The organism is Yersinia sp. 2553 StPb PI (assembly GCF_052217105.1).
Lineage (GTDB): Bacteria > Pseudomonadota > Gammaproteobacteria > Enterobacterales > Enterobacteriaceae > Yersinia > Yersinia enterocolitica_E.
Map to the genome: position 1 here is coordinate 3,172,660 of NZ_JAZGPX010000002.1, position 20,662 is coordinate 3,193,321.

Genomic DNA, 20,662 nt, shown 5'->3' on the forward strand with positions numbered 1-20,662 from the left:
CTCAATGCACCGCCCAGTCAGGGAAAATCATCGGCAAAGTAAATGCTTTTAGCTGCTCAGCAGAGAGTTGACGCCGCTGTGCATTAATCTCTGCGCCCGGCCCTTGACTGTTTGCTTCAAAGAAACGTGAATCTTGTGGATAGAACCAGATTTTCTCGCCTTGCTTATCTTTACCAGACATTTTATCCCAACCGTAAATGTGGTCATCCATCGTCGTATTTATAAATACCGTCTGGCCAATGGCCGCAGGATCAGCATAACGGCCATCATCAAAGGCAGTGGTCGGATGCCACGGACGCCCTAAAGCGAAACTTTTGGCTGGAACACCGGGTTCTTTGGTCAAACGAATATTGAGAAAAATCAAACCATAAGGTGATGTGTTTAATGTACTGGGGGCAGTAATATAGCCATAGGGTGGCTCAATATCACGACGATCGCGGGCAATAATATTACATCGGTCAAATACCGTAATACCTGAGCCAAAAATAAAATCGACATGACCACTGATTTCGCAATCAGTAAAATAGCTACGACTGCCCGTTTTGCTGTACAGCGTATCCTGATAACCTTCGAGTTTTACTTGCTTAAAGCGCGCCTTATCACTGTTTTCAGCTAATAATAATGCCACAGCTTGAGTGTCTTTTAACTTCGTCGGATCGCTGTCAGCTTTCTTTTTATTGGCTGGGAAATCAAAATCATTACGAATAGTAAGTTCTTCAGCCGTAAAATTTGCCGCATTAACCAGTACCGTACTACTACCAGATGTTCCCCATTTCTCTCCTTGCGGGTTAAGCATACCCGCTGCCGTATTGGCACTGATCACCGTACCATCACGGTCTTCCCCTTTCAAAGTAACGTTATTACGATTGACCTCTAGCCTTTCGTTATAAATGCCATTTTTCAGGAAAATCACAAACAGCGAATTATCCGCTGGTGCTGATTTTAACGCAGTATTAATCGAGGGAAACTCATTATCCTGAGGCGCAGTAGAAACCACAGCATTATACTGGGCAGCACTGACTTGCCCCAATACAGCAATTGACATCAATCCTAACAATAGCGTTTTACCCAGAAAATTAATTGGCATTACATGATCCTTAGTTATTAATGCTCGCCAGATTAAAATGGTTTTAGGTTATTATCGATTAAGAAAAGCCAGTTACACTATGGTAAAACGGCATAATACTAAAAATGGAACGATGTTCTATTTACGTAGATCACATTTTTGACATTTATAGTTAAATCATAAAAAACCACCCTATATTGAAAGTATGGATAATTTTCAACTCATCTGGCAAGCCTATCAGTAACAACTGCATTTTATTCACTCGCGTTACTAATTTATATAAAGCAACCACCAATAAAAACAATATTTAATCAAAAACATATTATTAGCTAAATATAGATACAATGATAGATATTGATAAAAACTTGCCGAAAAGGGATCTTTGATATATAAAAAAGAAAGAAACAATAAAAAATAGCAAGTCATCAATAAAAACAGGCCCACTAATACATGTGCGTTTATATGGCTTATTTTCATCAATGTAATTTATCAATAACAAATTAACTTACTAGGATATTTTCATTATGGGGATTAAATATAAAATCATTCAGTTTAATATCAATGAGCTTGGGATGGATATAAATCACGTTAAAAATACCTTGTCATTTAAATCATTAGCGTGGGATACTAATGATATAAAACTATCTCAATTAAAATTCTTGGCCAGAAAATTTTATAACGATAAAATCATCATCTTTCAGGAGGCTCAACGTTATCTGGATGAAAGATGTCCACCACCAAACATTCAAAAACTCATATTGCGTTTATCTGATATAGATAGACATTTTTTTTACTCCTATAAACCCTTTAGAAAAAGAAGCATTAGCCGATTTATTGTTAAACACATTAATAATCAATGGGAAGTCAGTAATATTGCCTGCCCAGAATTAACTAACTTTACTCAACATGCTGACTATCCCTCAGATTTAAGGCAATTAAAACGTCAATTCCCGCCAATGGACCCGGCAATAAGTCATTCACTTATATTAAGAAAGCTCATAAGGAGTTTCGTCGAAATGCTGTGCGAATGTGAGCATGGGCAAAAAATAGAAACAGTTGAAGTTACCTGTCATCAGATGTCTTTAATTATTGATAATACAATGAATTCGGTCTGCAATTCACCAGAGGGCTTACATCAGGATGGATGTGACTATATTGTATCAGCATTAATTATTGATAAATACAACATTGACGGAGGAACGAGTAAACTCTACTGTACAGAGAGAGAAGAGTTTATTAAATCACAAACATTGAACTGTGGTGAAGGTTTGTTTCATATCGATAGAAATTCAACCATTTGGCACAAAGTGACCCCTATAAAATTAAAAGACCCATTAATAAAAACAGGTTACAGAAATATATTAGGATTCGATTTAAACTATATGCAGCAACAATAAACTCATGTGAAATTAATTTAATGAAAATTAATCAAATAAAAACAAAACAAAATATTACACTATCATTACTGTTTTTCATCCACGGAATAGCCTACGCGAGTATCGTACCCTGGATTCCAGACATAAAAGAAAAGTTTCATCTAAGTCATTATATGGTTGGAATAATGATATCTGCAATCCCAGCAGGAGCAATTATTATGGGGTTATTGTCCAAGAATTTTATTAACACCATTGGATTATATTGGGCGACAATTATAACATTTTTATTTTTTATAATTATCATATCAATAATACCATTTGCATCATCATGGTATGAAATAACACTGCTGCTCTTCCTGTTTGGGGTTTTCGATGCTTGGGCAGATACCTGTATGAATGTGCAGGCACTTAACATACAAAGATTATATGGCCGAAGCTTGATTAATAGATTTCATGGTGCAGAAAGTATCGGCACAATAATGGGGGGGGCATCGCCATATCAGCAATTGGATTCGGACTTTCTATGGGACAATTTAGTTTTTCCGTATTGCTTATGAATCTAATAATATTAATTAATTATATGATATTTTTCCGAAAGGGGGATTCATTTGATGAACTTTCCCTTCGTGAAAATATTAAAAAAAGTATGGGCGCCACAGGTACTCAACTGTATATCATTGCGTTAATCTTGCTAACATTCACTTGCGGCATAGAGGAAACAGCAAGTGTTTGGGGTGCTATCTATATGAATGATTACTATCAAGCTCCATCTGTAATTTCAGGTTTACCTTATTTAGCATGTCAGGTATCAATGGTTATAGGGCGAGGATTTGGTGATTACCTGACCAATAAATTGGGTAATATCCCAGTATTAAGATACGGAATTCTAATGGCAGCATTGGGAATCTTAATTGTGATAACCATTCATTCACCAATTGTTTCAATATTAGGTTTTTCACTAATCGGATTAGGGATGTCGGTGGTATTCCCATTAACAATTTCATTTATTGGCCAAATACCCAATATAAACTCGACGAGTGGAATCGCATTCGCAACTTGGATATCAAGAGTTGGCCTACTTATATTCCCACCGTTAATAGGGATGTTAGCCGACATGACATCATTAAGAACTGCATTGATTATGATATTGGTTAGTTGCGTACTGGCATTCTTATTAATTAATACACTATCAAATACACTAATTAAACAGTTAACCTCAGGAGATAGATAATGAAAAAAACAAAGTGGGCTATCATATCAGGGGATGGACTCCCAACGAGTGGTCTACTCACTATTTTTAGAAATGTTGCAGAAATAGCTATAAAAAACAATGATATTATAAATGAAATACCCGCCGATTTAGGATTTTCTTGGCGGCCGGACAAAAAAAAATTTTTCCCTCATGGTAGTACAGAATCACAATATCCAACATGGATGAGAATAAGTTCTATCCATCAAAAATACTCTTATGATAGCGATCATGGGCACTGTTTTACTCATATCAGAAAGAGGGTAGCAAGATATAAATCATTAACAGGAGAAGAAATTAAACAGATCAATCAAGATATTAATTCTATTGCTAAAATTTATGAGGATTATTTCCTAAGTTGGTTTGAAGATAATAAGGTCGATTGGGTGTTTTGCTTAAATATTACCCTTTCGGATGCCGTTCCTGTTAGCCTGGCACTGCACAACGCAGCGAGAAGGTATTGGGCTAAAAAAGATAACGGCGGTATTATTTTTTGGGATCATGACCTATTTGGTAGTTATGCCATTTATGAACATGAAGAAAGACTATATCCTGAAAAACCCAATATATTGACACCCATACCACAAGATAATACCTATACTAAATGGATAGTTGCGTCTGAAGCCTTGGCGAAGGAAAGTAGAGACTATCCAACAGAATTGGTACCTGATGTCATTCCTAATATATTACCGTCAATCGATGTGTCTGCTTTTAGCAATATTCACATTGATTTTTTAAACCAATATAATATAGCTATAGGTTCATCTATTGTTATAGTTCCCGTTAGAGTATTTAGAGTCAAGGGTATCGAAATATCAATAAGTGTTTTTAATAAGCTACTTGATATTTATAAAGAAAAAAAACTACCCACGCCGAAACTGTTGATATTCGGGAACATGAATGAAGATCCTGAGTATGCTCATGATTTAAAAGAGCAGGTAAAAAAATACAACCTAGACAATAGTATTATATTTTTAGATGAAGTACCGATAAAAACATATAAAGATAAAGACAACAAATGGCATTTAGATGAAATTGACTTACTTATCATTTGCCATACGTTATCCGGCGCAGTTTTATTTACACCTAATGTAGAGAACGTGGAAAGTGTCGGTTTAGGTCCAGCACTTGCTGCTATTGCAGGTATTCCCTGCGCAGTAACACAGTATACGGCCTTCACTGAGTTTTATGGCACTGAGTACCATCACATTAAAGTAATCCCAGAACACCCCAGGGATGCTGCACAACAGTTATTTGAATGGATGCAGTTACATGCTGCCGGGGCTGACGAGATTAAAACGCTATTAGCTAATAATAAAAAATTTGTTCAATCAAAATTCCCTAGAGAACCGTGGAGTAAATTCATGCATAAATTATTATAAATAGAGATTATTACTTTCAAAAAAAACTCACTTCAAAGGAATATATAATGAATATTATAGATATAAACATACGCAAAAATAAAAATGAAATACCACCCAAAATAAAAATTTTAATACTCGGCGCTGGAATGTCGGGTTTAGAGTTAGCTAAGCATTTAAATTGTAGAGGAATAAAAGACATCGTCGTTATAGAAGCTGGTCCAGCAGATGATTACAACCATATAAATGCAGGAGGTGAATATGAACGAGCCAATGAATATTGGAAAAATGAAGGATCTGATAAATACTCCTACCGTTCATGGCATTCTTTAAATGAACCTCATTTTGCTAAAGGAACTTGTCTACGTCGTAGAGTCGGCGGTAGATCCCTTTATTGGCATGGTGTTATTTTACCAATAGAGGCTGAGACACTTAAATTCTGGCCTTCAAATATTGCCCATGATCTTACTGAAAGTTGGTTAGGTGGACCATCACTTTACACACAGGTGCAGTCTGAAATGCTCGCATGGGCAGATAAGAATCACGATATAGATTACTCTCTTCAGCTTTCTGGTTTTGAGTTTAAAATAACACCTCAGGTTATTCGTAATATTAATTCATCAGGTGGCTGGGAATCTTATTCACCACTTTCCTATTGGAAAGAAGATAACCAATTAAGATCTAACCCGAAAATAATTCCTGGGTATGAAGTTATGTCACTCATCGTTAAAAATGGTCACTGTATTGGCGCTAAGTTGAGACATATTGGCTCTAATGAGGTACATACCATCTTCGCTGATAAATGTGTTCTCGCCTTAGGTACCATTGAGAATACACGTTTGGCAGCGCAAGTACTTTATGATTCGGGACATTTAATTGAGGAAAAAATAACTGGACTCGTCGATCACATTGTTCAGGGGTTTAATGTGACATTTGAGTATTATAAACTATCCGATATGCTGAGAGAGTTAATTGAATATAAATCTGACACTATATTCTTTTGCCATAGTTCCGCAGGAGAAAGATTTAATTTATTTTTCACTATCACCCAATCAGATTTTGGCATTGAATTAGAAGTATGGACAATGGGCGAACAGATCCCCTCCGATCACGGATATATTTTCATAAATAGAAATGATGAGAACATGCCTTTATCAATTTATAGTGGTTTAAATAATGATGATAATGTATTGATACAAAAACAGCGGGATGAACTAAATATATTCTGGCATGGAATTTGTGAAAATATATCAATCCCCTTTTCCCCATTAGTTTTTGAAGGCGGTTTTACTGTCCATGCCAGAACCATGGGGGATGTCTATCATGAATTTCATTCCCCATCGAGGGTAGTCCATGCCAACAAACCCGTCACATGGATAAGCCCACTTGGAACGGAAAACCATGAAAGTAGTACTCTGCCACTGGGAGAAATATTGAATGAAAATCATGAATTTGATCATATCAAAAATCTATATGCTGTTGGCCCAAGTACATTCCCACGACCAGGTGCGGCTAATCCATCGTTAACAACACTCGCACTATCACGTCGACTTGCTTACATTCTTAATTAACAGAAGGCTAAATTAATAAGGATATTACTTTTATGTGTAATCCAATTTATATTCTCGGTACTGCTCTATCGCATGATGGCTCAACATGTCTAATGAAAGATGGCAAAATTATATTCTCGATTGAGAAGGAAAGAATATCCCGAGTAAAACATGATGGATTTAATGATAATTCAACTATTCAATATTGTTTAGATGCTGCGGGTATTGAATATAAGGACCTCTCATTGATAGTAGAACAAAACTCTTATAATCCATTATTTAGCCAATCATTAGAACAGCGGAAAAATAGGGTTTTACCCCCCATGGTGCCGATCATCACACTTTCTCATCACTTGGCACATGCCTACAGTGCCATAGGAACATCACCTTTTGATGATATGTAATGGTCTAATCATTTCGGACACTTTGTTAGAGATATAATGAGCAACGCTAACGAGGTGAAAATGCGAAGAAAAACGTTTACCCATGAGTTCAAGCAGGAATGTGTCAATTTGGTTCTGCAGCATAAGTACCCGGTGACCCAGGCTGCTGAAACGATGAATATAGGCCTTTCAACATTACAACGCTGGTTACGCCAATATCGCGGAGAAGTGAGGGGAGATACTCCCATCGCCACCGCGATCACGTCTGAACAACGACGAATACAGGAACTTGAAAAGCAGGTACGTCAGTTGCAAAGCGACAATGACCTGTTAAAAAAGGCTTCAGCCTTCTTCGCCATGGAAATGAACAACGACAAAAAGTCGCGGTGAAGCTGAAGAAGGCCGGGGCAAACATCCAGCAAGTATGTCGATGCCTGTCGCTCACGCGCAGTGTATTTTACGCCCGAAGCCGGCGGCCAGCCCTCAGAGCAAATGTTCTGATGCTTCATGCGGCGGCTAAGCATGTTCATGCTGAAATGGATGCGACGTATGGCAGTCGGCGCATGTGTATTGAGCTGCGTGAACAGGGTTTTAACGTTGGCCGATACCGTGTCCGTCAGATAATGAAGACCCTGATGCTGGTTGCGAAGCGTCCCGGACGTCATCGCTATCCACGTGGTGGTAAACCGGCTGTAGTGGCGGCTAATCTGTTGAATCGACAGTTTAATCCAGAGACATTAAATACCTGGTGGTCAGGTGATATCACCTATCTTCGTACCGCTCAGGGCTGGTTATATCTGGCTATTGTCATGGACTTATGTTCAAGAAAAATAGTGAGTTGGGCCTTCTCGGACAAACCGGACAGCGCCCTGACTATCCGGGCATTACGACTGGCGGTTAATAAACGACGGCCAACAGGCCCAGTCGTATTCCATAGCGATCAAGGTGCTCAGTATACTAGCGCCCAGTTCCAGTCCTGCCAGCAGGAACTTGATGTGACGGGCAGTATGAGCCGCAAGGGTAACTGTTTGGATAATGCCGTTACGGAGAGGTTCTTCCGCAGCCTGAAAGCAGAGAGAGTTAACTACCGTCGCTATGAAACCCGAAGTCAGGGCATTGCGGACGTTATCGATTATATCGACAGTTTTTATAATCTGAAGCGTCGGCATTACCGGCTGGGCAATATATCGCCGAATGAATATGAACGCCGATTACAACAATGTGCCTAAATCCGTGTCCGGTTTTAGTTGACCATTACAGATATGGGTATTGTGGTTATTGATGGCCATGGAGGTAGCTTAGACAGTTGTAATGACATTGTTGAGGATATCAAAGGTGCGAATAGTATCCACGTTAACAATCGTTACCGTTACTGGGAAACATGCAGCTACTACGTTTATCAAGATAGTAAAATCAAGCCTATCTTCAAAGACTTCTCCAGGTGGGTTAATCGAAAGAATCGCAAAGACTATCCTGTTTCGAGCTGGGAAATAGAAAATTCTATTGGTGAGTTTTATGAAGGGATAGCGCTGTATATTTTTGGCGAGCTGGATTGCGCAGGTAAGTTGATGGGATTAGCCCCTTACGGAAGGCCGAATGTAATCGATTGGATACCGTTCTACTTCGATTCCGGCAAAGTGGTGTTGCGTAGTGACTGGTGGGCAAAAATAGACCCTCTGTTAAACTCTGGTCCTACTCATTTTCGTGACAACTTCCAATATTACGCCGATTTAGCCTATTGGGCGCAAACCAAACTCGAGGAAGCACTGTTTTATCTGTTCAGCCATTACTACCAACTTTATCCTATGAAAAACTTTGCTTATGCCGGAGGGGTTGCATTAAATGCCACCGCAAATGAAAAGCTCATTACTAATAGTGAGTTTGAGCGTCTCTATATCCAACCTGCGGCGGGAGATAACGGGCTATCAATTGGTTGTTGCTATTATGGCTGGTTGGAAGTGCTGAAGAAAGAGCGAGTAAAACACTCTGGCTCAACATACTTTGGCAAAAAATATGATGATATTAGTGTTATGGCAGAGCTTGAAAAGCATGCCGATAAAATTGAATATACTTACTATGATGATATTGAAGCTATTGCCGCAAAATCCATCGTGGCAGGTAATGTTATTGCCTGGTTCCAAGGGGAGTCTGAATTTGGCCCTCGCGCTTTAGGAAACAGAAGTATCTTAGCGGACCCCCGTAACCCTCGAATGAAAGATCATATTAATACTAACGTTAAATATCGCGAGGATTTTCGCCCTTTTGCTCCTGCCGTTTTACATGAAAAAGCGAATGACTATTTCGACTTGAACCATGATAGTGATCACATGCTATTTATTGCCTATGTCAAAGAAAAATATCGAGCAGCACTACCTTCGATTGTCCATGTAGACGGTAGTGCCCGCGTGCAAACTGTCAAAAAGGAGATGAATAAAAAATTCCATACCTTAATAAATTATTTTTTTGCCGAGACTGGCGTGCCTATATTACTAAATACCTCTTTGAACACCAAAGGAATGCCAATAGTGGAAACCCCTAAGGATGCCGTCAATTTATTCTTAAACTGTGGGCTAGATTTCCTGTTCATCAACAATTACATGATATACAAGAAAAACACGTCATTAATCTCTTTGTATTAATACAACTGTAAATCATATCTGTATGTTAAAAATATGAGATTTCTATGCATGAAGATAAATCATCTATTGGTGATAATAACAGCCTAAAAATTGGCATTATCCATTTAATAACCGAAGGCGTACAACTTTTTGTCGGCGGAGTAGGTTCTTATATCAGAGGGCAAATTATGGCATTACCGGAGGTAATTAAATTACTGGCTGATAATAATATCAGCTTAGAACCTCATTTTATTGAAATTGCCTCCAGTAAATATAATTATTTTTTTGACACCAGTAATTATGGTTATTTTATTAACCAAATTCATAATATGGGGGGGACCTTTTCAACTGTACCAGACATGACATTGGGGAAAGGCGTTGATTGTTCATGGCCCTACGGTGATGCTTTTCTTGGTAACTTACAGAACTGGCAAATCTCCTCTGCTGCAGGGGCGGCAAAAATTATTGATCTCAGTAGCCATTACGATATCACTCTGGCCTTTTGTCATGAATTGCCGTTTTCGTTCACGCCGCTAATTGCTCGTTTGCATGCGGCTATTGAGAAACGTAATCTAAAAATTATCTATATTTCCCATGGCACGGCATTTAATCATGAAATGCCATTACCGAATCCTGAACGTATTATGGCTGAATCATTGGCTGTTCACTGGGCCAAGATTGATTCTAATATCAAGCTCGGTAATATCAGCAACTTCCTGGCAATGCACTTAGTGGCACAATACGGTGCTGACCCACAATCATTTATACCGACACCTGCAGGAATAAATATCAATGACCCCTGGTTTCGAATACGCAGTGATCAGGAAATCAGTGACACACTCTCATCACACGGAATATCGCTGGATCACTCATTAGCTATCACTTTAGGCAGAGGGGTTCATTACAAACGCCATGATCTGTTGCTCAGAGCAGCCTGTTATCTGGGTAATGATATTCATCCCGTTATTATGAGTGACCCGATTTTGCCGGAGTTATCTGCCTTAGCGAGCCGACTCGATATCTCTGCCTCTCTGATCAATTCTTTTGATCGCGAACTAATGGCATGTCTTATTCAATGGCGTAATACGCGGGTTTGCGTTCTTTCTGCTGAGAATGAACCTAATGGATTGATTCCGATGGAATCACGTTGGCTGGCCAGACAGCAGGGAGCATTGTTAATTGTTGCCGACTCCGGCGGTTTGAGTGAGCAAGTTGAACATGGGATCGATGGGTTCCTTCACATCCCCGGGAACGCAGCAAGTTTAGCGGAAATAATACGCCAGATTTGCCAATTAACCGACGGCGAAATAGATAAAATCAGACAAGCCGGAGCTACATTAATAGAAGAGCGCTATAACTGGCGAAACCAGATTTTGTCTCCACTGAGATATCTGATTCCGCAAATTGCAGCTCTGGACTGATGCAGAGCTACAATGTTCAGTTAAGCATTTTGGCGGTGATTTTTTATTGCAGTTTCAGTGCCCCGATTGCGGTATCTAATATTGCATTTTGCCCATTACGGCTGGCTTCCAGGCAACCCATGGCACCGACTAACATTGGAATATCCAACTCTTTAGCCAGAATAGCGCTATGAGACATGATATGCCCCTTGCTTAAACAGATGCCTTTTACCTGCCGGTGGTTCAGCCCAACCATTTGTGAAGGCAATAATTCCTCGGCTAATAATATAATTTCACCACTAACTGAAAGAGAAACTGGTGGTAGCCCGGTCAAATGGCCCAATGTGCGGTTAAGTATATCGCGGATATCTAATTCCCGAACGCGTAGATACTCATCATCCAGAGCCAGATAATCTTCCACCATTGTCATCAATTCATCCTGCAATGCCGATTCTGCACAAACTAACTGACGCTCTACGCGCGCATCCAGCGCCTGATGCAGTTCCCCATCATCAATCAGCATCACATGAGCGTTAAAAATAGCCGCTGCTTCAGGGCTAATCTGCTGTTCTGCCTGTTGTGCCAACTGCTGCAAATCAGCCACAGTTTGCGCCAACGCCTGTTGTAAACGCCGCTGCTCTTTAGCTACCTGTTCAGCATTGATTGTTTGAGGTAAAAAAACCGGAATGGCGGGTAACCATTGCAACAATGGTGCACTAATCGCGCCACGAGGCACCATGACACCAGTAAATTCCCCCTCACTGGTGGTGGTGACGAATTCGCCAAAATGTTGCCGCGCCAATTGCATAAAAGCATCTAGCGCCTCGCCTGCTTGCTCACCACTGGCCAGCAAACGAATGGTATCACCTTTACGAACTTGCAATATTGCGAGCTGGTTCAGGCTGCGTGGATTCACACACTGACCATTTTTTTCCAGCAGTAAATCTGCCGCGAACGGAGCCAATGCTTCGACCAATTTAGCCGCCGGTCGCACATGTAACCCGTTAGGATTGCGCACCACCCAACTGACACTCTGAGCATCCGCTGCCGCCTTAGCCACCGCATTACTGGCAGGTACCACGGCTTCTTCCCCTAGCTGAGTGGCTTTCGCTATCAACGCCCCCATTGCTTCAGCACGGACGTCGGCAAGTGAAGCGCCAGATGATGCAGCGACGACAGCAGCGAGAGTCCCTTCCACCAGTGGTGCGGCACAGAGTTGCACATGTTGCGCCATATCGGGGTCTAATAGCTCCAGTGCCGTTTCTGCGCTGAGTAAGGCACTGCCTAAATCCATCAAAACCAGTACCCCAGATGGGGTGTAAACCGACTCAATGGCTTCCATCACTTTAATGGCATCCGTGCCAATAGGATGATCCAGGTCGTCTACACCGGCAGCAACCGCTAACTGGCAGCTCCCTTGTGTCATTTGCTGTGCCAGTTCGGCCACACCCTGAGCCAGCAGCGCGCTATGAGAAACTACAACGAGATTGACCATCTTTCCTCCTGATAAACGTGTCAGTCCAGCCTGATTAATGACTGGCAACCTGCCATAACGCCTGCATCATCAGCATGGCTGATGTTGCCCCTGGGTCCTGATGACCAATACTCCGTTCGCCCAGATAGCTGGCACGGCCTTTGCGGGCCTGCATAGTAATAGTGCCGGCCAATGCTTGCTGGGCACGTTCAACGGCCTGCTGCAATGCATCTACCACCGTGACTCCCTGCTGATTTGCCTGTTCGAGTTGCGCCACTACCGCCCACCAAACATCACACATCGTTTTATCGCCCGGTTCCGCTTTACCGCGCATCACTACCCCTTCCACTCCATCTTTAAACATCTGACAAACCGCCGTCAGATCGAGGCTCTGCTTAGCATTCGTGCTTTGTGCTGCGCGAATAAAAAACGTGCCAAACAGCGGGCCGCTGGCGCCGCCAACACTTGAAAGCAGTGTCATACCGGTATTTTTCAGGATAAAACCAATGTCTTTATCGGCAAAGGTCGGTAACTTTTCGACCACTTTATTAAAGCCGCGATTCATGTTCAGGCCGTGGTCGCCGTCGCCGATTTCAGTATCCAACTGCGTCAAAAAATCTCGCTGCTCGCTGAAAACTTCAGCACATAACTGTAACCAACTGACAATTTGTTGTTTGGTGAGTCCCATGTTCTTCTCCTGGCGCATTGTTTTGTAAGATTATTTTCAGCACTTGTGCTGAATTAAACTCAGTGATTCGGGTTGGTGAAAGTCGCGCATCCCTGCGGCTTCAAGTACCAAGGAGATATCAGCAACCCCAGCGCAGCGCGGGGGTACTTACTGGGGCATCCCACAATGACAGGAGTTCATCATCAACTTTCAGCACGGTGATGGACATACCCTGCATATCCAATGACGTACAATAAGAACCAATCAATTTACGCTCGATGGTCAAACCGAATTGTGTACAGCACTCCGCCAGACGGTGCCAGACACCATAAAGTTCCGATAAGGGGGTCGCGCCAAGGTTATTGACCAGAACAATGACCCGATCGCCTTTGGCTAAGGGTTGCTTACTCTGGCGCGTCTCGTTCCAGTCACCGGCTTGTCGATCCCAGTGGCGTAATGTGCGCTGATAGCTGCCGTGATCAATCAAGGTCTGGAACATGGCGTCTACCGTGTTATTCAGTGAAGTAAATGGCCGACGCTCAATACCCGGTTCGCCATGGATACCCACACCAAATTCCATCTCATTTTCAGCCAAAATAAATGACGGCTTACCGGCAGCGGGTACAGTACAAGCACCAAGCGCGATACCAATAGAATGCCCCTGATTATTAATTTTCTGCCCCAGTAGTGCGCATTCATCTAATGAATCACCACGTGCCGCAGCAGCACCGAGTAATTTTTCTATAATGACCGTGTTCGCCACCCCACGCCGCCCGGCGGTATACAGGCTATCTTTGACCGCCACATCATCGTCTATCACTAAGGTAGCAACAGCGGTGCCACCGGCATGCAACAGCTCGGCGGCAGTTTCAAAGTTTAGAATGTCGCCAGTGTAATTCTTAATTAGCATCAGCACACCTGGCCCACCATCAATGGCTTGGCCGCATTCATACATTTGATCGGGGGTCGGCGAGGTAAAAATCTCACCCGGGCAGGCGCCATCCAACATGCCTTCGCCAATAAAGCCACAATGCATCGGTTCGTGACCACTGCCACCACCGGACATCAATGCAACTTTGCCACTCACTGGCGCATCTGCACGGGTGATGAAAAGGGGCTCTTGATGTAATGTTAGCTCAGGATGCGCCGCAACCAGCCCCTGAATTTGCTCCTGTAACACACTCTCAACGCTGTTAATTAATTTTTTCATTTTATGCTCCGCGAACGGGAATGGCTGGAGAACAGAGCTGCCGATGATGAGAAACACCGGCAGACTCGGTCGATTTTCAACTCAGAACGTATTTGCCGCACAGATTAGTTGAGGAAAGCCTGACCCAAGCGGTCAGCTACCATAATTGCAGCATAGACACTGTCAGGTGTGACCTTGAACGGCATGTTGTGGATGGTTTCTCCCTCAGCACAGCTGGCCTTGGCGACATCATGGATCTTGCGTTCAATATCCTGAGAAACGCCCATCTCAGCCAATGTGATTGGTAAACCCAGTTGCTGGCAGAATGAGAGCACTGTCTCGATCTCTTCCATGCTGCTGTTCTGTAATACGAGCTGCGTCAGGGTACCAAAGGCCACTTTCTCACCGTGATACAAGTGGTGGCACTCATCTAATACGGTGAAACCGTTATGAATGGCGTGAGCGGCCGCCAGACCACTACTTTCAAAACCAATACCGCTCAGATAGGTATTGGCTTCGATAATACGTTCAACCGCTTCGGTCACAACACCCGCCTCTACCGCCAGTTTGGCTTTATAGCCCTCCGCCAGCAGGGTTTCGTAACACAAGCGAGCCAGTGTAACTGCCGCTAATGTCGATGCACCACCAGCCATACTGATAGCTTTAGCATCAAAACAGGCTTGTGCTTCAAAATAAGTAGACAGCGCATCGCCCATACCAGCGACCAGCAAACGTACTGGTGCTTTGGCAATAATGGTGGAATCCATCAGTACGATGTCAGGGTTTTTCGGGTAAATCATATATTCAGCGAACTTGCCCTGTTCGGTATAAATAACGGATAAGGCGCTGGTCGGGGCATCGGTAGAGGCAATAGTAGGCACCACAACGACAGGGATATGCTGATAGTGAGCAATCGCTTTAGCCGTATCGAGGGTTTTCCCGCCACCGATACCAACCACTCCATTACAGCCGTGCTTTTTCAGCTCAACCGTCAACCGCTCAATTTCGTGACGGGAACATTCGCCATTAAAGCGGCTGAAATGATGTTCCAGCTCACTGGCTTGCAGGCTGGAGCCGACGGTATCAGCAGTCAGCTTCATGACGAAATCATCAGCAATGATAAAATAGTTATTAGCCAATAACTTAGCAAATTCACCAATGGACTGTAATGCATTGGCACCTTGAATATATTTGGACGGAGATTGAATGACTTTCAGCATATCTTGCTCCTGTAGCGTAAGAGATAATGTAAGAATAAATAATTTTTAGGGTCAATTTGATGAAACTGCATCCACTATAAGCGCAAAAAACAGGCTGAGAACCAACAGTTAAAACGTTCCATTATGAAACTCCGTTATCTCAGCATGGTTTCATATTGGAACGACAATGCCGTAACACAGGGACAGGAAGAGAAGTGGCGCACAGAAGCCGCCAAACAGTGTAAGAAGGTAAAATAGAAATAGGTTTACGCGCGATAGGCACCAGCCATAAAAAAAGCCACCCCAATAAAAGGGGCAGCTTTAGTCATTCTCGGTAGTGCTAACGCCACACTAACCGTTATTCACTGACGGGTTCGTCACTCACTTTCTCTTTAGGTTCTGGATTCATACAACTGTAAATCACTGGTAACACCAGCAATGTCAGCACCGTTGCAAAGCCCAGACCAAACATGATGACCACCGCCATACTCTGGAAGAAAGCATCACTGAGCAGCGGAGCCAGCCCCAGAACCGTGGTAAATGCCGTCAACATAATAGGCCGTAAACGGGCGGTAGAGGCATCAATAATAGCTTCGCGCAGTGGTTTTTCCTGTCGCTGTAAGCCTATCTCTTCCACCAACACAATGCCGTTACGTATCAACATACCACTCAGACTTAACAGCCCCAACAAAGCCATAAAACCGAATGGAATCCCCGTCAACAGGAAGCCTACCGTGACACCAATTAATGCCAGTGGCACCGTCAGCCAGATCGCTATAGCATTGCGCACCGAGCTGAACATCAATACCGTTACGATGAACATAATCAGGAACGCGATCGGCAAACTGGTGAAAATACCCCGTTGTGCTTCCTTGGTACTTTCATAGTCACCGCCCCACTCCAGTTCGTATCCGCGCGGTAACTGAATGGCTTCCACACCCGGTTTGATACGCCGCAACAGTTCAGCAGAGGTCTCACCGCCTTGTTGGGTCGGATCCGTTTGTACCGTCAGCGTCCGCTTGCGATCCAGGCGCATAATGAGCGGATCTTCCCACTCGGTTTCAAAACTGGTGACAACGTTATCGATCGGGATAAAGGCCAGGCGCGCCTGACTCCATACCATCACATCATTCAGCCGTTCTGCATTAAGCCGTTCTGCATCCGGTGTGCGCAGTACAATCGGCATTAAGCGAGTGCCATCACGGTATAATCCTACCGGCAGGCCACCAAAGCTCATGCGCAATGTGCCATCAACTTCGCGTTTATCTACCCCCAGTTCGCGCCCCAGATAGTCGGAGAATTGTGGCCGGATCATTTTGCTACGATCCTGCCAGTCATGCCGTGCACCATCTGCCATCGGATCAGCAATGATCGCTTTTTCCGCTTGCGCTGCCAGGGTTCGTAACACTTCAGGATCCGGGCCAACAAAGCGTGCTTCAATGGAACTGTTGTTGGATGGCCCAAACATGATGCGTTTTATCTGCGCATCAACCTGCGGGTATTCGTCATGCATATAGGATTCGATTTCATCAATCAAACCCGGTATTTGGCTGAGGTCCTCGGTACGAACCATCACCTGCGCATAGTTAGGATAACGACGTTGAGCATTGTAGGTCAGCATAAAGCGCATTGCGCCCTGACCAATCGTCACCATGGTGTCCTCAACCCCTTTTTGCTGCTTGATATACTGCTCAACCTTGTTCGCTATCCCTTCGGTGTAATTGATATCAGTACCATTCGGCAGCCAGATATCAACGAAGAAGATTGGCGTATTAGAGGGCGGGAAGAAGCTCTGGCGAACATGACCAAAACCCACCACCGATGCCACTAACATGGCCGCCAGCAGCACCAAAGTGATACTGCGATGTTGCAGTAATTTATTCAATATCACCCGATAATAGCGGAATAACCACCCATCATAAGGTTGTCTGGCCGGCTTATCGGCATCCACTTTCGCCGGTTTCTGGTTTTGGAATGCCCACTTAGCAAAGACCGGTGTTAGCGTCAGTGCCGTGAACCAACTTAACATCAGCGAGATCAACAACACCTGGAATAACGATTTACAGTATTCACCCGTTGCATCATTGGACAGGCCGATAGGTGCAAAGGCCAGAATGGCAATGATAGTCGCGCCTAACAACGGCATCATTGAGCGCTTCACCACATTGCTAATAGCGGTAAAGATGCTTTCGCCTCGCTGGCGACCAACAACGATACCTTCCACCACCACAATGGCGTTATCCACCAACATACTTAGCGCGATAATCAGCGCCCCTAACGACACTCGCTGTAGCTCGATATTAAATAGCCACATAATGAGCAACGTACCCAGTACGTTAAGTGCCAACGAGATAGCAATCACTATACCGCTGCGCACCCCCATGAAAATCAGCAAAGTGACCACAACAATCAATAGTGCCAACAGGAAGTTAAGGATAAAACCGTTAACCGCCCCTTCAACTTCATGGGACTGATCATAGAACACGTTGATATGCATACCTAACGGGCGTTCACCGTCAAGCTGCGCCAGCCGGGCTTTAATCGCATTACCTACGTTTACCACGTTGACATTCGGGGCAAACGAAATCCCCAGTGCCAATGCAGGTTTACCGTTGGCACGATAAATATTGGTCGGTGAATGGCCAAAACCTTGAGAGACAGTAGCGATATCACGCAAATACACGCTTTTCGGGCTGCCGGGCTGACTTACCAGTAAATTCCCCAGTTCTTGTACACTTTGGAATTCACCGGTTGGATGCAAACGAATAGACTCACTGCCCACCTGCAACTGGCCCGCATCGGACACCACATTCTGGCGGCTCAGTAAATCGGATAACTGCTGTGGCGTGATACCTGCGGCGGTCATCTGGGCACGAGAAATCTCCACCTGAACTTCTTCAGGCAGAATACCCACAATACCCACTTTACCTACCCCGGGTACCAGTACCAGTTCACGTCGCAGTTGCTCGGCAAAATTACGTAAATCCTGGTTACTGTACCCCTCTCCCGTGAGTGAGAAGAAGAAGCCATAAACATCGCCAAAGTCGTCATTGACCATCGGCGCACTGGCTCCCGGTGGCAAACGCACACTGTTATCGTTGATTTTACGCCGCAGTTCATCCCAGATTTGCGGTAACTCATTCGCGCCATATTGTGCGCGAATATTGATAGTTATTTGTGATAAACCGGCACTGGAAATAGAAGTGACGTCGTCAACATAAGAGAGTTCCTGAATGGCATTCTCCAATGGGAGTGTGACTTCCTCTTCTACCTGCTGTGCTGATGCACCATCATAACGGGTGACAACTACCGCCGTTTTGATGGTGAAGGCTGGGTCTTCCAGCCTGCCTATATTGAGATAGGCAATAATGCCACCAATACCCAGCAACAGAATCGTTAGCCAGATACGGGTATTATTATTGATAAAATTGTCAGTCAGCTTCATCAGAGACCCCGCTCACGGACCCAAGCCCGGACAACCTGATTTGGGCGAAGCTCACCGGTACCTGCGGAGACAATCTGCTCGCCATCAGCCAGACCGGAGGTGATTTGAATACCGTTGGCGGTCAATTGAGCTACCTGAACTTTGCGCTCTTCAACATGCATCTGACCATCATCATTCTTGATAACCCAGACTCTTGCATCATTCAATTGGGCAGTGTCTGGGTTAAACACGGCTTCCACTGGTACGATAATCGTCGGATGATCAGTGCCAGACAGATTGCCAGAGTTGATTCTTACCCGGCCACTGATACCTGAAAGCAATGGCATATCAGCCGGGCGCTTCATCGTCAGTGTCACCTGGAAAGTCTGTGAAGCAGAGGTGGTTGAGGTGGTGTGTTCTTTATACTCAGCAATAAATTCGCGCCCCGGCATATGATTAAGTAATACCGTTGGTTTGTAGTTACGATTGCTGATATCCAGCGTAGTAAACAGGCGCTCCGGCACACTGAACACCACATCTAACGTATCCAATGCACTTAATGTGGCAACCGCCTGACCTGGGGCCATGACCTGATGGTTACGCACATTCACATTGGCAATAATGCCATCAAAAGGTGCGGTAATAGTTGCATCACTAAGTTCTTTTTGTGCAATTTCCAAGGACGCACGCGCCGATTCCATCTCAGCACGACGTACATCCAACTCAGCACGAGATACCGCCCTTTGCCCTTGCAAGGTATTGAAACGGTTAAACTGATCGCGAGCCAGATTAAAGGTAGACTGACGATCCCTGACTCGTAGGTTCAAATCCGTATCATTCAGTCTGGCAATGACTTGGCCTTTTTTCACCTGCTCACCTTCACGCACCAGCAACTGTTGCAATTGCCCACTTCGCTTAAAGGAGAGCTGAGTTTCATCGCCAGCTTGTAATCGCGCTGGAAAATAGCGAGTGCCATTTTGCCCACTGTCTTCAACGGTAAATATTTTTACCGGGCGCACACTTTCTGCGACTTCAGGGGGAGTTCTGTCGCAAGCAGCGAGAAGAAACGTTAATAGCAGAGTGATTACTGTTTTTATCTTCACTATAAGATCTCGTTGAGTCAGATTTTAATAATTATTGCAGATTAATTATTCACACTTCTTTATCTGTTTTGGGCTTCACTTTTTTGTGACAGACGGCGCACCAGCGCTCTTATTAGTGTGATTAATAATCCCCCGGTAAACATCCCTAGAAAATAGATCAGCACAATTAGCACCGAAATGGGTAGTGTTATTTGCATGGAAAGTAAAGATAAGTTCACTAGCCCGCTGTTTTGAAATACAAAAAGCGTCATCAGGGTCACTATCAGCAAAAAGCACACTAAATACACGTATTTCACTTGATCACCCTTTTCATCTTAGTTCATCATTTCTCGGCTTTAAAAACGTAATGTCGTGCTTTCTTGCCAAATACAAATCTCTGGCTGCTAAAACAGAGATAGCCAATAGCGAAATAGCACTACTCTGCTACTCACTATCAGCTATTTTTTAAGAGCAACTGCGCTATACCCTATATAATTCGAGTTGCAAGAAGGCGGCAATTGAGCGAATCCCGATGAGCTTACATAAGTAAGTGATTCGGGTAAGTGCGCGCAGCTAATACCCCTGTGGCTTCAAGGCCGAAGGACATCCCCAAAGTCATTGGAG

At 43.7% G+C, this 20,662-nt stretch carries 15 protein-coding genes and 2 pseudogenes; 9 read left to right on the top strand and 8 right to left on the bottom strand.

Annotation, left to right across the window (positions count from 1 at the left end; translation table 11 throughout):
• Position 1: 1 nt before the first annotated feature.
• Positions 2-1,087: a pectinesterase family protein gene (locus V2A84_RS15990; protein WP_442848959.1), complete on the bottom strand. Its 1,086-nt coding sequence runs from the start codon at positions 1,085-1,087 to the stop codon at positions 2-4.
• 503 nt (positions 1,088-1,590) lie between these two features.
• On the opposite strand from V2A84_RS15990, the gene V2A84_RS15995 reads away from it, so the two are divergent.
• The 9 genes and pseudogenes from V2A84_RS15995 to V2A84_RS16035 all read left to right on the top strand — a co-directional run bounded on the left by V2A84_RS15995 (position 1,591) and on the right by V2A84_RS16035 (position 11,024).
• Positions 1,591-2,463 carry a 2OG-Fe dioxygenase family protein gene (locus tag V2A84_RS15995; RefSeq protein WP_083160724.1) on the top strand — a complete coding sequence of 291 codons (873 nt, stop codon included), beginning with the start codon at positions 1,591-1,593 and terminating at the stop codon, positions 2,461-2,463.
• Between the two features lie 20 nt (positions 2,464-2,483).
• A pseudogene (locus V2A84_RS16000) lies at positions 2,484-3,673 on the top strand (MFS transporter).
• Positions 3,673-5,073, top strand: coding sequence for a hypothetical protein (locus tag V2A84_RS16005; protein ID WP_442848960.1), 1,401 nt, complete (start codon positions 3,673-3,675; stop codon positions 5,071-5,073). The pseudogene V2A84_RS16000 and the gene V2A84_RS16005 overlap by 1 nt, the downstream one beginning before the upstream one ends.
• A gap of 47 nt (positions 5,074-5,120) precedes the next feature.
• A complete protein-coding gene (locus V2A84_RS16010) occupies positions 5,121-6,623 on the top strand; it encodes a GMC family oxidoreductase (protein WP_442848154.1) in 1,503 nt (500 codons plus the stop codon).
• Between the two features lie 32 nt (positions 6,624-6,655).
• Positions 6,656-7,003 (top strand): annotated as a pseudogene (locus V2A84_RS16015) (carbamoyltransferase N-terminal domain-containing protein); the annotation flags it as partial.
• A 39-nt stretch (positions 7,004-7,042) separates the two neighbouring features.
• Positions 7,043-7,375, top strand: coding sequence for a transposase (locus tag V2A84_RS16020; protein ID WP_442848610.1), 333 nt, complete (start codon positions 7,043-7,045; stop codon positions 7,373-7,375).
• Positions 7,372-8,214, top strand: coding sequence for an IS3 family transposase (locus V2A84_RS16025; protein ID WP_442848611.1), 843 nt, complete (start codon positions 7,372-7,374; stop codon positions 8,212-8,214). The genes V2A84_RS16020 and V2A84_RS16025 overlap by 4 nt, the downstream gene beginning before the upstream one ends.
• Positions 8,215-8,247: 33 nt before the next feature.
• Positions 8,248-9,624, top strand: a complete 1,377-nt coding sequence (locus V2A84_RS16030) for a carbamoyltransferase C-terminal domain-containing protein (RefSeq protein ID WP_442849138.1) — start codon at positions 8,248-8,250, stop codon at positions 9,622-9,624.
• Positions 9,625-9,668: 44 nt separating this feature from the next.
• Positions 9,669-11,024, top strand: a complete 1,356-nt coding sequence (locus V2A84_RS16035) for a glycosyltransferase family 4 protein (protein WP_227746565.1) — start codon at positions 9,669-9,671, stop codon at positions 11,022-11,024.
• A gap of 43 nt (positions 11,025-11,067) precedes the next feature.
• On the opposite strand, the gene dhaM is transcribed toward V2A84_RS16035, so the two are convergent.
• The 7 genes from dhaM to V2A84_RS16070 form a co-directional block, all read right to left on the bottom strand.
• Positions 11,068-12,498 (bottom strand): dihydroxyacetone kinase phosphoryl donor subunit DhaM, encoded by a 1,431-nt coding sequence (dhaM, locus tag V2A84_RS16040; protein ID WP_083160734.1) that lies wholly within the window; start codon positions 12,496-12,498, stop codon positions 11,068-11,070.
• Positions 12,499-12,532: 34 nt separating this feature from the next.
• Complete coding sequence (dhaL, locus tag V2A84_RS16045; RefSeq protein WP_083160736.1) at positions 12,533-13,165, bottom strand: dihydroxyacetone kinase subunit DhaL; 633 nt, start codon at positions 13,163-13,165, stop codon at positions 12,533-12,535.
• 118 nt (positions 13,166-13,283) lie between these two features.
• Positions 13,284-14,354, bottom strand: a complete 1,071-nt coding sequence (dhaK, locus tag V2A84_RS16050; protein WP_083160739.1) for a dihydroxyacetone kinase subunit DhaK — start codon at positions 14,352-14,354, stop codon at positions 13,284-13,286.
• Between the two features lie 104 nt (positions 14,355-14,458).
• Positions 14,459-15,553, bottom strand: a complete 1,095-nt coding sequence (locus V2A84_RS16055; RefSeq protein WP_083160741.1) for a glycerol dehydrogenase — start codon at positions 15,551-15,553, stop codon at positions 14,459-14,461.
• 337 nt (positions 15,554-15,890) lie between these two features.
• Positions 15,891-18,977 (bottom strand): efflux RND transporter permease subunit, encoded by a 3,087-nt coding sequence (locus tag V2A84_RS16060; RefSeq protein WP_083160743.1) that lies wholly within the window; start codon positions 18,975-18,977, stop codon positions 15,891-15,893.
• The gene (locus tag V2A84_RS16065) at positions 18,977-20,059 is read right to left on the bottom strand and encodes an efflux RND transporter periplasmic adaptor subunit (RefSeq protein WP_083160745.1); all 1,083 of its coding nucleotides are present in this window, start codon (positions 20,057-20,059) and stop codon (positions 18,977-18,979) included. The genes V2A84_RS16060 and V2A84_RS16065 overlap by 1 nt, the downstream gene beginning before the upstream one ends.
• A gap of 59 nt (positions 20,060-20,118) precedes the next feature.
• Entirely contained in the window at positions 20,119-20,355 is a 237-nt protein-coding gene (locus V2A84_RS16070) for a lipopolysaccharide assembly protein LapA domain-containing protein (protein ID WP_083160747.1), read from the bottom strand.
• Positions 20,356-20,662 lie beyond the last annotated feature (307 nt).

Excerpts from the sequence above, each read along its gene's own strand:
- V2A84_RS15990 (WP_442848959.1), bottom strand. The coding sequence starts at position 1,087 with ATGCCAATTAATTTTCTGGGTAAAACGCTATTGTTAGGATTGATGTCA.
- V2A84_RS15995 (WP_083160724.1), top strand. The coding sequence starts at position 1,591 with ATGGGGATTAAATATAAAATCATTCAGTTTAATATCAATGAGCTTGGG.
- V2A84_RS16005 (WP_442848960.1), top strand. The coding sequence starts at position 3,673 with ATGAAAAAAACAAAGTGGGCTATCATATCAGGGGATGGACTCCCAACG.
- V2A84_RS16010 (WP_442848154.1), top strand. The coding sequence starts at position 5,121 with ATGAATATTATAGATATAAACATACGCAAAAATAAAAATGAAATACCA.
- V2A84_RS16020 (WP_442848610.1), top strand. The coding sequence starts at position 7,043 with ATGAGCAACGCTAACGAGGTGAAAATGCGAAGAAAAACGTTTACCCAT.
- V2A84_RS16030 (WP_442849138.1), top strand. The coding sequence starts at position 8,248 with ATGGGTATTGTGGTTATTGATGGCCATGGAGGTAGCTTAGACAGTTGT.
- V2A84_RS16035 (WP_227746565.1), top strand. The coding sequence starts at position 9,669 with ATGCATGAAGATAAATCATCTATTGGTGATAATAACAGCCTAAAAATT.
- dhaM (WP_083160734.1), bottom strand. The coding sequence starts at position 12,498 with ATGGTCAATCTCGTTGTAGTTTCTCATAGCGCGCTGCTGGCTCAGGGT.
- dhaL (WP_083160736.1), bottom strand. The coding sequence starts at position 13,165 with ATGGGACTCACCAAACAACAAATTGTCAGTTGGTTACAGTTATGTGCT.
- dhaK (WP_083160739.1), bottom strand. The coding sequence starts at position 14,354 with ATGAAAAAATTAATTAACAGCGTTGAGAGTGTGTTACAGGAGCAAATT.
- V2A84_RS16055 (WP_083160741.1), bottom strand. The coding sequence starts at position 15,553 with ATGCTGAAAGTCATTCAATCTCCGTCCAAATATATTCAAGGTGCCAAT.
- V2A84_RS16060 (WP_083160743.1), bottom strand. The coding sequence starts at position 18,977 with ATGAAGCTGACTGACAATTTTATCAATAATAATACCCGTATCTGGCTA.